At 56.6% G+C, this 12054-nt stretch carries 11 protein-coding genes and 2 pseudogenes; 11 read left to right on the top strand and 2 right to left on the bottom strand.

The window, feature by feature from the left end:
- Both H146_RS22225 and H146_RS19815 read right to left on the bottom strand, forming a co-directional pair.
- Positions 1 to 178 (bottom strand): annotated as a pseudogene (locus H146_RS22225) (IS5/IS1182 family transposase); the annotation flags it as partial.
- A gap of 101 nt (positions 179 to 279) precedes the next feature.
- Positions 280 to 1524, bottom strand: a complete 1245-nt coding sequence (locus H146_RS19815) for a mechanosensitive ion channel family protein (protein ID WP_019953168.1) — start codon at positions 1522 to 1524, stop codon at positions 280 to 282.
- 186 nt (positions 1525 to 1710) lie between these two features.
- Here H146_RS19815 and H146_RS0117465 point away from each other — a divergent pair, with 186 nt between their 5' ends.
- From H146_RS0117465 to H146_RS0117515, 11 genes and pseudogenes are all read left to right on the top strand, one after another.
- Entirely contained in the window at positions 1711 to 2331 is a 621-nt protein-coding gene (locus tag H146_RS0117465; RefSeq protein WP_019953169.1) for a 2-dehydro-3-deoxy-6-phosphogalactonate aldolase, read from the top strand.
- Between the two features lie 262 nt (positions 2332 to 2593).
- Positions 2594 to 3013: a DVU3141 family protein gene (locus tag H146_RS0117470; RefSeq protein WP_026352096.1), complete on the top strand. Its 420-nt coding sequence runs from the start codon at positions 2594 to 2596 to the stop codon at positions 3011 to 3013.
- A gap of 78 nt (positions 3014 to 3091) precedes the next feature.
- Positions 3092 to 4849: a polysaccharide biosynthesis/export family protein gene (locus tag H146_RS0117475; RefSeq protein ID WP_245558781.1), complete on the top strand. Its 1758-nt coding sequence runs from the start codon at positions 3092 to 3094 to the stop codon at positions 4847 to 4849.
- A 17-nt stretch (positions 4850 to 4866) separates the two neighbouring features.
- Positions 4867 to 5787: a hypothetical protein gene (locus H146_RS22230; RefSeq protein WP_019953172.1), complete on the top strand. Its 921-nt coding sequence runs from the start codon at positions 4867 to 4869 to the stop codon at positions 5785 to 5787.
- Positions 5788 to 5831: 44 nt separating this feature from the next.
- Entirely contained in the window at positions 5832 to 6077 is a 246-nt protein-coding gene (locus H146_RS0117485; protein WP_019953173.1) for a hypothetical protein, read from the top strand.
- A gap of 4 nt (positions 6078 to 6081) precedes the next feature.
- On the top strand, positions 6082 to 6894 hold the full coding sequence (locus tag H146_RS0117490) for an ABC transporter permease (protein ID WP_019953174.1): 813 nt from the start codon (positions 6082 to 6084) through the stop codon (positions 6892 to 6894).
- Positions 6895 to 6905: 11 nt separating this feature from the next.
- A complete protein-coding gene (locus H146_RS0117495) occupies positions 6906 to 7577 on the top strand; it encodes an ABC transporter ATP-binding protein (RefSeq protein ID WP_019953175.1) in 672 nt (223 codons plus the stop codon).
- 64 nt (positions 7578 to 7641) lie between these two features.
- Positions 7642 to 8742 (top strand): KpsE/RkpR family capsule polysaccharide export protein, encoded by a 1101-nt coding sequence (locus H146_RS0117500; RefSeq protein ID WP_019953176.1) that lies wholly within the window; start codon positions 7642 to 7644, stop codon positions 8740 to 8742.
- Positions 8743 to 8753: 11 nt separating this feature from the next.
- The gene (locus tag H146_RS20995) at positions 8754 to 11321 is read left to right on the top strand and encodes a glycosyltransferase (RefSeq protein WP_245558783.1); all 2568 of its coding nucleotides are present in this window, start codon (positions 8754 to 8756) and stop codon (positions 11319 to 11321) included.
- 97 nt (positions 11322 to 11418) lie between these two features.
- Positions 11419 to 11778, top strand: a pseudogene (locus H146_RS22545) (transposase); the annotation flags it as partial.
- A gap of 95 nt (positions 11779 to 11873) precedes the next feature.
- Positions 11874 to 12054 (top strand): transposase (locus H146_RS0117515; protein WP_245558734.1); only part of this gene is annotated, 181 nt, incomplete at its 3' end.

Consider the following 12054-nt stretch of genomic DNA (forward strand, 5'->3'; position numbering starts at 1 on the left):
TGGGCAAGCCGGGTCTACCGTTGTTGCTGGTGTAGTCTGATGCAAAAATGTTCTCGCAATCGGACCAGTCGATTCTCTGACTCATTTGCACCAACTCGTGGCGCATGTTGATGACGTCATCAAGGTAGATGTTGAGCAGGTCACGCTGTGGATTCTGGCGCTGATCGCGGGGAGTCATGTCGATTTCTCACGATTTTGGCGAGGATAGACCAGATTTTACGCCGAAAAGGGAGCATCATCCAGGCGCATAATCATGATTTCACGGTGATTTTTGGTTTTTCAGGACCGACTAATGAAGTCGATCAGCCCGGTGCGCATCTCGCAGCGCAGGTCGAAGGTATCCGGCCCGCCGCGGGCGCTGACCAGCACACGCAGCTGCATGTTGCGCTCGGTCATCTCCAGCAGCTGCACCTTGCACACCTTGCCGCTCCAGCGCGGCGAATTGTCGGCGATGCGCTGCGCCTCGCGGCTCAGCTCATCCAGCGGCAGCGAGAAATCGGCGTAGAGAATCACGCTGCCGATCAGATCGTCGGTGCGCCGCGTCCAGTTCTCGAAAGGGTTGTCGATGAACCAGTTGATCGGCAGCACCAGCCGCCGCCAGTCCCACAGCCGCACCACCACATAGGTCAGGGTCAGCTCCTCGATCCAGCCCCATTCGCCCTCGACGATTACCGCATCGTCGAGCTGGATCGGCTGGGTGAGGGCGATCTGGATGCCGGCGATCAGATTGCCGATCACCTTCTGGGCGGCGAAGCCCAGCACCACCCCGAGAATACCGGCCGAGGCCAGAATGCTGGCCCCCAACTGGCGTACCTGCTGGAAGATCATCAGCATCGAGGCCAGCGCCAGCACCACGATGACGAAGTTGATCAGCTTGCGCAGCACCGTGATCTGAGTATGCACCCGCCGCGCGATCAGATTGTCGACGGTATCGACGTTGTAGCGCTCGCCGAGAATGCGCTCGCTGATATTGACCCCGTGGATCAGCACCCCGGCGATACTGGCAATCAGAATCAGGCTGGTCAGATTGTGCAGCGCCGCTTCCAGCGCATCGGAGAGAATGAACAGCGGAAACAGCGAGAACAGCACGAAGACCGGCACCAGCGCCGTGACACAACGTGCCACAAAGGGCAGCAGATAACGTTCGAAGTGGTTGCTGCGCGCCCCCGCCCAGCGGTCGATGACCACGATCACACGGTGCGATACCCGCACGAACAGCCAGAAACCGAGCAGCACCGCCAGCACATTGGCAATGGTCATGATCGACCAGTGCCAGCGCAGCGACTGCGGCACCAGGTAATAGAGCGCCACCGCCGTACCGTAGAGCCACACACCGCATACCAGCGGCGGATGCACCGCCTGGGCGGCGACCGCGAACAGATGCCAGCGGCCGTTTTCCAGCCGCCGCAGGCGCAGGTGCAAAAACTGCAAAACGGCGTGTACCAGCACCGCCACACCCGCGGCGGCGGCGGCCAGCATCCAGAGTGAAAAACCGGGAAACCAGAGCGCAAGTTGCTCGATCATTGAAAACTCTCGGTGGCGACCAGAGGCCGGGTATCGACTTTAGTATAGGGCGGGATAGGGAAGGCGGTAGGGGGCCTACCTTTGGCAGGGCGACGAATACCGCGCCGCAGCGTTATGATTGCCGCAGAACAGCGCCCTTTGCGCAGGCACGACAGGGCGCAGCGACACACCACGGCGGAGCCAGACATGTGGGAACAATACAGCCGGACGCTGCCCCTGGTAGCGGTCCTCCAGGGCCTCACCCAGCAGCAGGCCGTCCCGGTCGGCGAAGCGCTGTACGACGCCGGCTTGCGGATTATCGAAGTGCCCCTCGACGCCCCTGACGCCCTGCAGAGCATCGTGCTGCTCGACCGCGCCCTGGGCGAGCGCTGCCTGATTGGCGCCGCCGGCGTTATTCGCCTGCAGCAGATCCGCGACGTCGCCCACGCCGGTGGCCGGCTGATCGCCTCGCCCCACGGCGACACCCGCCTGGTGCAGGCCAGCAAGGCCGCCGGGCTGGTCAGCGCGCCGGGGGTCACCACCCTCACCGAAGCTTTCGCCGCGCTCAATGCCGGCGCCGATAGTCTGGCGCTGCTGCCCGCTCAGCAGCTCTCGCCCACCGTGCTGCAGGCGTGGCGCGCCATGCTGCCGGCGGACGTTTCGCTGCTGCCCACCGGCGGCATCACCCCGGACAACATGGCCGAGTGGCGCACGGCCGGCGCCAGCGGCTTCGGCCTCAACGCGGCGCTCTACCGGCCGGGCATGAGTGTGGAAGAAGTGAAAGCCAGCGCCGAGCGGTTTGTGGGGGCGTGGCGTGAAGGCAGTTGAACCGAACCGGGCCGGGTTTTTATGGCAGCACGGCTATCTTCAACATTTTTTCACGGAAATCTTATAAAGAAGCTGCGTTGCGTAGTGGTAGGCTCTCGAAATCGGGCCTCAAGGCTGGCAAAGTAACCTGCCGGCCGAGGCGTTCAACACTTTCACGGCGCCCTCGGTGAAGCAGTGCCCTGCTGGCCAAGACCAGCGGCCTACAATAAAGCCGCCAGCCCTCCCGGCGCGGATAGTGCGGCTCTACAAGGTCAATATCGACATGCCTCAAAGGTTTCATAGACGTACCGGCAGCCCTTCGCGGCTGTCCGGATGGCTGGCAGCGGGTCTCGGACTGGCGCTGCTGGCCGGCTGCGCCAGCTCGTCGCGAATGCAGCTCGACAGCACCGTGGCCGCCATGGATGGCACCCCGGTGGGGCCGGAAATCTCCGCTTTTCTGAGTACCGCCACCAGCGGCAGCATCGCGCAGTTCGCGCAAAGCCCCTGGGGAGCGAATGTCTCGGTCATCGTGCATGAGCGCTACTTTGCGGCCAGCGGGCGCACCTGCGCCCAGCTCAGCGTAGGCGGTGCCGCCGCGGCACAAGGCGGTGAGCAGCCCGCCCTGGCCTGCCGGGTCGGCGATGCCCAGTGGCAGGCGCAGCGGCTGGTCACGCGGGTCGTACCGGGCGGTAACTCCTGGTAAAGCACAAGCAGTTGTATTGCCCATAACGCCAGGCGTGACGGGCGATACAGAAGCATTAATAACGGCGGGTAAGGAAGCATGAAAAAGGGTTCAATGTTTTTCCGGGCCGTGTGTCTGGTGGCGGTAGCGTGCCTGAATGCCGGGCTGGCGAGCGCCAGCGAACTGGGCGCCAATAGCATGATCGTGCCGCAGAACCAGCAGGCACAGTCGATGACGGCCTCGCAGGGCAATCAGGGCCAACAGCAGGGCCAGAGCGGCAATCAGCAGGTAATTAACGACACCCCGCGGGCCAACTGGAACAGCGGCACCTGGGGGCCGGTCAGCCAGACCCCTCAGACCATCGACCCGGCCAACCTTCAGCCCTTCGGCGCCAGCCTCTTCGAAGGCGGTTTTCGCGGTGTGATGGCCGACGGCCTCAATCCCGCCTACACCATCAAACCCGGCGACCAGATTACCCTGCGGATCTGGGGCGGCGTTGAAATGGAGCAGGTGCTCACCGTCGACTCCCAGGGCAACATCTTCCTGCCCGGTATCGGCCCGCTCAACGTTCAGGGCATCTCCAACAGCCAGCTCAACTCCCGCGTCACCAGCGCCGTTCAGTCGGTCTACCCGCAGAACGTACAGGTCTATACCAACCTGCAGGGCGTTCAGCCGGTGGGCGTTTTCGTTACCGGCTACGTGCCAAACCCCGGCCGCTACTCGGGCACCCCCAGCGACTCGCTGCTCTACTTCCTCGATCAGGCCGGCGGCATCGACCAGGCGCTGGGCAGCTACCGCAACATTGTGGTCAAGCGCAACGGCCAGACCATCAGCCGGGTCGACCTTTACAACTTCCTGCTCAACGGCAGCATTGCCCAGACCCAGTTCCGCGATGGCGACACCATCGTGGTGGAGGAGCGCGGCCCGGCCGTGGCCGTGGTGGGCGACGTCGCCCAGGCGTTTCGCTACGAGCTGAGCGGCACCGCCATGACCGGGGCCGATGTGGTCGAGCTTGCCCGCCTCAACGCCGGGGTGAACCACGTACTGCTGCGCGGCAGCCGCCCCGACGGGCCGATTGCCCGCTATCTCACCCTGGCGGAATTTCGCAACGCCCAGGTGCGCCGTGGCGATGAGGTACTGTTCAGCGCCGACCAGCGTGACGAAACCATCATCGTGCAGGTCGAAGGCAGCTACTACGGCCCCTCGCGCTATGCCCTGCCGCGTGACGCCCGGCTGGGCGAATTCCTCAACGCCGTGGGCGTGCCACGCGACATGACCAGCTACCAGGATGTCTCCATTCGCCGCGACAGCGTCGCTCAGCAGCAGAAAGAGGCGCTGGACGAGAGCCTGCGCCGGCTGGAACAGACCTACCTGGGCTACCCCTCACGGACCTCCGGTGAAGCCGAGATTCAGGTGCGCCAGTCCGAACTGATCGAGCGCTTCGTACAGAAGGCCTCGCAGGTGCAGCCCAACGGCCGGCTGGTAGTGGCGCGTAACGGCAACATCGCCGACATTCGCCTGCAGGACGGCGACGTGGTCACCATTCCCGAAACCAACGACTCGATACTGCTCAGCGGCGAGGTCACCGTGCCCCAGGCGGTGGTGTACAGCTCGGGCATGAATGCCTATGACTACATCCAGCTCGCCGGCGGCTTTACCCCGCGTGCCGATGAAGACGAAGTGCTGGTGGTACACCGCAACGGCGCAGTGGTGAATGCCGAAAACGCCACCCTGCGCGCCGGCGACGAAATCATCGTGCTGCCCGCGCCGCCCACCAGCAACATCGAGCTGGCCTCCAGCATCACGCAGATTCTGTACCAGGTTGCGGTAGCCACCAAGGTTGCGCTGGATCTCTGAAGGGTTGCAAAAATACAATGGCCGACAGGAAAAACCACGATCAGAACTTCAAGAACCTGATTCTGGACTACCCGCATCAGGCGTTGGCCTTTTTTGCCGCCGAGGAAGCTTCGGACATCACCTCGGCGGTCAAGATCACGCCCATTCGCCAGGAGCAGTTAAAAGAGCGGCTGGGAGAGCGCTTTCACGAACTGGACGTGCCGCTACTCGTCGAGTGGCCCGATGGCCGTCGTGAAGCCCTGCTGTTCATCGTCGAGGAAGATACCCGAACCGAGCGCTTCTCTGCACATCGCCTGGCACACTATACGCTGCATCTGAGCGAACTGTTCGACACCCTTCGAGTCGTGCCCGTGGTCATTTTTCTGTACTCCAGAAAGGCCATGGTCGACGGCCTGCATATCAAAAGCGAACGGCACAGCTACCTCGAGTTCCGCTACCTGAGCCTTCAACTCGACCAGTTGTCGGCCAGGGCTTTTTTTGAAAGTGACAACCTGGTGGCGCGGCTCAACCTGCCCAACATGCAGTGGCAGGCCACCGACAAGGTTGACGTGTATGCCAACGCCATACAGGGATTGCTGAGCCTTGAACCGGATGGCGAAAAACAGCTCAAATATATCGACTTTGTCGACATCTATAGCGAACTCAGCGTAGAAGAGAGGCAGGATTATCAGAAGCGCTATCCGCGCGAGGAGAGCAAAATGGCCGGTCTGTCAGAAAGGCTTCGAAGCGAAGGTATGCAGCAGGGCATGCAACAGGGCATGCAGCAGGGGCGGCACGAAGGCATCGAAGGAGCGCTGCGCCTGCAACTGAACATGAAATTCGGTGAACTGCCCGAATGGACGGAAACACAACTGCAGCAGGCCTCCGACGAGCAGCTTACTCAGTGGCTGGCGCGCATCCTGAGCGCCGACAGCCTCGAAGAAGTGATGAAAGAGTGAGCGCAGCACCCCAGAGGGCGCGCTATCCGCGCGAGGAGAGCAAAATGGCCGGTCTGTCAGAAAGGCTTCGAAGCGAAGGTATGCAGCAGGGCATGCAACAGGGCATGCAGCAGGGGCGGCACGAAGGCATCGAAGGAGCGCTGCGCCTGCAACTGAACATGAAATTCGGTGAACTGCCCGAATGGACGGAAACACAACTGCAGCAGGCCTCCGACCAGCAGCTTACTCAGTGGCTGGCGCGCATCCTGAGCGCCGACAGCCTCGAAGCGTTAATGAGGGCTCGAAAGTAACCCCATGGCCAATGAGCTGACCGCCAAAACCCGCAACTCCCGCTCGCCGCTGCGCGTCACCTGGAGCGTATGGCACGCGCTGTTTATGCGCGAGGCCATATCGCGCACCATGGCCGACCGCATGGCGTGGTTCTGGATGCTGTTCGAACCCATCGCGCTGATCGCGGTAATGATCGCCGTGCGCACCTTTATCATGGGCGGCCGGCAAATTGCGGGGGCCGACTTTGTCCCCTGGATGATCGTCGGGCTGCTGGGTTTTATGCTCTTTCGCGAGAACATGATGCGTGCCATTGGTGCGGTGGATGCCAACAAGGGGCTGTTTGCCTACCGCCAGGTGAAGCCTATTGACCCGGTGCTGGTACGCTGTTTTCTCGAAGGCATGCTGAAGACCCTTGTATTTCTGGTCTTTATCGCCATTGGCAGCCTGCTGGGCATTGACCTGATACCGGACCATCCGCTGGGCGTCATGTTTGACTGGCTCTCGCTCTGGGCACTGGGCTGGGGCGCCGGGCTGACCCTCTCGGTAGCGTCCTCGCTAATCCCTGAAATCGGCCGGGTCGTGCGCATTGCCTCGTTGCCGCTGTTGATTATTTCCGGCGTGATACTGCCGCTCAACTATCTGCCCCACAGCATTCAGCAGTACCTGCTCTGGAACCCCATTCCTCACGGCCTTGAGAGCATGCGGCTGAGCTTTTTCGACGGCTACCGCGCCCTGCCCGGCATCGATATGACCTACCTGTGGCTGTGGGCGCTCTCACTGCTGGCGCTGGGGCTGATACTGCACCTGCGCTTCGCGCAGCGGCTCAAGGCGCAGTAGCGTGAACGCCCATGATTGAAATTCGCAACCTCTACAAGCGCTACCACAACCACCACGGCAGCAACTGGGTGCTGCGCGATATCAACCTGGTCATTCCCGATGGCGTCAGCGTGGGCATTGTAGGGCGCAACGGCTCGGGCAAATCGACCCTGCTGCGCATCATAGGCGGCATGGATAGCCCCAGTCGCGGCGACATTGTGCGTAACGCCCGCGTGTCCTGGCCCATCGGCTTGGCCGGTGGCTTTCAGGGCAGCATGACCGGGCGACAGAACGTCAAGTTCGTGGCACGTATTCACGGCGCCGGCCGCGATGTCACCGAAATTATCCGCAGGGTCGAGGACTTCGCCGAGATCGGCCCCTCCTTCGACGAACCGGTGAAAACCTACTCCTCCGGTATGCGCTCGCGCCTCGCCTTCGGCCTTTCACTGGCGTTTGAATTCGATGTGTACCTTTCCGATGAAGCCACCGCGGTCGGCGACCGCGCCTTCAAGGCCAAGGCCACCCAGGCTTTCAAGGAGCGTATTGGCCAGGCCAGCCTGATTATGGTGTCGCACAGCGAAGGCATTCTGAAGGACCTCTGCCAGGCAGGCGTACTGCTCGAAGGCGGGCGTGCCACCTGGTACGACGACATCAACGACGCCATTGGCACCTACCACGACATGACGGATAAAAAACGCGCCTGATCGCGCGGCGCTCCGGAGTCACTTCAATACCCCTGTGCAGCGGCACACTGTTTCAAAGGCAAGCATGAAAAACACGGCACTTCTCAAACGATACCCTCACTGGTGGGCCTGCCTGGTCGCCATCGTACTGGCGACCCTCTACTGGGGGCTGCTCGCCAGCGACCGCTACGTTTCCCATGCCAACGTGGTACTGCAGAGCCCGCAGATCTCGACACCGGAGTTCAACGTCAGCTCGCTGCTTTCCGGTGGCGGGGGCGGTAACAACACGGCCGATATGTTGCTGCTGCGCGACTATATGCTCTCCACCGATATGCTGCAGTACCTGGTCGAGAACGCCGACTTTCGTCAGCACTACGCCCATTCCGGGGCGGACTTTCTGAGCGCGCTGGGTAATGAAAACGCACCGCTGGAAAAACTCTACGACTACTATCAGCAGCGCGTTTCAGTCGAGATGGACAATTACGCGGGTGTTTTGCGTATTGACGTTCAGGCGTTCACGCCGGAAAAGGCCAACCAGATCGCCAATATGTTGATCGCCCAGGGTGAGCAGCATATGAACGCCATGGGGCGGCGGCTGGCCGAAGAGCAGGTGCAGTTTCTGGAGCAGCAGGTCAGCCAGTTGGAACAGCGCTTCGAACAGGCGCGCCAGAACCTGTTGGAGTACCAGAACGAGGAAGGCCTGGTATCGCCCACCGGTACGGTGGAAAGCCTGAGCAGCGTGGTAGCCAGCCTGGAAGGCCAGCTTGCCTCGTTAAAGGCGCAGCGCAGCGCCCTCTCCAGCTACCAGAGTACCAACTCCCCGCAGATGACCAGCATCAACAGCCAGATCAATGCGCTGGAGCAGCAGATCGAGCAGGAGCAGCAGCGGCTCGCCGCGCAATCCGGTAACGCGCTTAACGCCGTTTCCAGCCAGTACCAGCTACTGCAGCTGCGGGCGCAATTCGCGCAACAAAGCTACTCCGGGGCCCTCGGAGCACTGGAAAATACGCGCATCGAGGCAGCACGCAAGCTCAAGCAGGTGTCGCTGCTGCAGGAACCGACGATGCCGGAGTTTGCCGAGCTGCCGGAGCGAGTTTATAACATTGCGGTGTTTGCGGTCATCGCACTGTTTATTACGTTGATCGTAAATATGCTGATTTTGATTATAAGAGATCATAGAGACTGAGGGTGGAAAAGATGAAATTTCAGAAAGATTTTTTCAAAAACAGCATATATTTTGACGAGGATTGGTACCAGAATTTCTATTTGGATATGTGCTTTTTAAGCATGAGCCCTGTCGAACATTTCCAAAAATATGGAATGAGAATGCTGAGGGTCGGCTCTCCTCTCTTTGATGAGTACAGTAAATATTATTCTTATATTGAATATAAGCAGCACGAATTGCAAGAAGCACGAAAGTTGAGATTTTCTGTTGAAGATCTAATAAAAAAGCTTAAGGCCGGATTTCAATCTTTGAGTCTACACTTACTCAATGATGTTGTAGAAGACTCTAAATGTAGAGAAGCAAAAGAAAGATTAAGCGCGGCTTGGGAGTTGGCTAAGGCATACGCAACTCTTGGGAAATGGGAAAATGTTGAGTTCTACTTTAAAAAAATTAGATACCTTGATCCAGCTTTTGCGCGCAAGAAAAAACCTAAGCTTTTAGAGGTCGAAGCATTAACTAGAATCGGAAGCTATAATAAAGCGCACGAAAGGCTGTCCTATTCACTTTCAAAAAGAGTGGATGGAGATTTTCTATGTGCCAAGAGTAATCTGCTATTCTTGCAAGAAGTTGAAAATGATCAGAGACTGAGCACTATCAACAAACTGTATTCTGCATTTATGCTGAGTCCATTGGTTAAGAAGGATAGCCAGCTACCTTTTGAATTTCTTAACCTAGATTCAATAACTAATAATGAGGTTGAGAGCGAGACTAAAATCAGTATACTCATGCCAGTGTACAATGCAGAGGCATTCTTGGAGTTATCAGTTGGGAGCTTGCTCGCTCAAACATATAAAAATATTGAAATAATTGCCGTTGACGATAAAAGCACTGATGACTCATATGCTATTCTCTTAAAGTTGGCTGCAAGCGATGATCGTTTAAAAGTTTATCAAAATAAGGAAAATTCCGGAGCATACCCAACGCGAAATAGAGCACTCCATTTGTCAACGGGTGATGTGGTAACGGTTCACGATAGCGATGATTGGTCTCACCCTCAAATGCTTGAAAAGCAATTTGACAAGCTAGCTGGTTTTGATACAAAGATAACTTTCTCTTTTATGGTAAGAGTTTCGGCCGATCTAGAATTTTCTTTGCGCCCAGAACGAAATAATATGGAGTATATCCACCGGAGCTACCCTTCCTTAATGATAAGGAGAAAAGACTTAGACGTTCTAGGTGAATGGGATGCGATAACTGCCAATGCGGATGATGAATTCGTGCAGCGCGCGAGGATAGTTTTTGGAAATGAGAGCATCGTAGATGTGCTCCCAGAAGTGCCAATGTCATTTTTTCTCAAGCATCAGGCGTCTCTTACATCAGATCCTAAGACCAGTCTAAAATCGCTGGATTACGGCGTTAGGAAAGAGTATGCATTACAAGCTCAGTTTTGGCGGGTAAATCAAGAAGAATACTTTCTTCAAAGAGGTAGTTCAAAATATCCGTTTCCCGTACCTAATGGATTAGATCCTAAAAAACGTAACAGAATTATAAGCTACGATGTAGTGATTATTTCGGATTTGAGCTTGCTTGGTGGGACTCGCCGCTGCAATCAAGCTTATATAGAAACAGCTTGCTCTATGGGGTTGAAAGTCGGTCTATTTCATTGGCCTAGGTATGATTTAAAACTTGTTCCTGATATTGCAAAAGAATATCGAGAGTTATCTTTTAGGGAGAACGTAGACATACTGACTTGGGAGGAAGAGATCGATGCGGAATGTGTAATTATACATCATCCGCCCATTCTAAAATATGAGCCAGATCAATTACCATGTATTCATTCAAAAAAGCTTGCTATTTTAGTTAATCAATCCCCCAAACAGCTGTATTCACAGGAGGCATATTATTACAGCGAAGAAAATGTAGAAGAACTTTGTTATCGGCTTTTTAAGCTAAAGCCTGTTTGGGTATCTATTTCACCTAGTGCTAGAGAAGTTTTACTAGGATGTGGATTCTATAACGTATCTGAAGAGATATGGTATCCGCCCCTCATGGCCCAGAGTTTAGATTTAGCTGAGTTATATAATTTTTCTGATTCTTCACGTTTACCTGTTATAGGACGGCATGCAAGAGACCATTGGACAAAGTGGCCATCAACTCGCGATAAAATAAAAACCGCTTATCTAGTAAACAAAAAATATGAGGTGCGGCTTCTAGGCGGTGCTAGCCACGCGCTCAAAATTTTAGGCTTTTCGCCCCAAAATTGGAAAATTTTTCCATTTGACTCTATTGAAGTCGCAGATTTTTTAGAGCAGTTGGACTTTTTTGTTCACTTTACGAACGAAGATTATATTGAGGAGTTTGGTAGAAATATTGCCGAAGCAATGGCTGCCGGAGTGGTCGTAATTCTACCTAGGCAGTTTGAAAGTACATTTGGAAAAGCTGCTTATTATTGCAAGCCTGAAGAAGTCGAGTCTGCTGTTGAGTATATATGGCAAAATCCAGAGGAGTTTAATAACTTAAGAGAAAGTGCAGTGACTTTTATTAAAGATAAAATGTCTAGGCAGCAGGTTGTTGATCGTCTGAATAAGCTTCTTTCCTGAATTCATAGAATAATCGCAGCACTTTGGACCACGAGACAAAGGCGGTAGAGGCAGCACCGGTACCCTTCTCGGCTCACCAACCAAAGTGAAGCAGAGCATGGGATACCGACAGCTGACCCAGACCCAACGGTACCAGATCCATGCCCGTCATGACCCTGGCATGAGCCGACGTCAGATCGCCAGAGAGTCTGGCATCCACAACAGCATGGTCAGCCGGAAACTGCGCCAAAACGCCACCGCCAGCGGTTACGATCTCAAGTGGGCGCAGCCCTACAGTGATCATCGGCGTCGCACCGCCTAAAAGAGGACAAAGCGCTTGCCAAGCATGGTTGCCGCTATCGTCGACCGGCTGCGAGAGGAATGGAGCCCGGAACAGATCAGCAGTTTCATGGTGCCCTTGTCTGGCGTCGGCGTCAGTCATCAGTGGATCTATTCCTTGATCCGGGATCCCTATGCGTCAGCGTAGTTGTCACCCAAGCGGATTGAGAGGTGATCAACGTGCGTTATCCCGCAGAGCGTAAGGAAGCCATCCTCCGGAAGATGGCGCCGCCCATGAGCATGACCATCCCGGAACTGGCCGAGCAGGAAGGCATCACCGCGACAACCCTCTACAATTGGCGGAAACAGGCCAGAGCACGAGGACAGGTTTTGCCATCACGATCCAACCAGCCCGATCAGTGGACCAGCCAGGAGAAGTTCCAGATCGTCCTGGAGACGGCCCCCATGAACGAGG

It is taken from the genome of Kushneria aurantia DSM 21353, assembly GCF_000382245.1.
Taxonomy (GTDB): domain Bacteria; phylum Pseudomonadota; class Gammaproteobacteria; order Pseudomonadales; family Halomonadaceae; genus Kushneria; species Kushneria aurantia.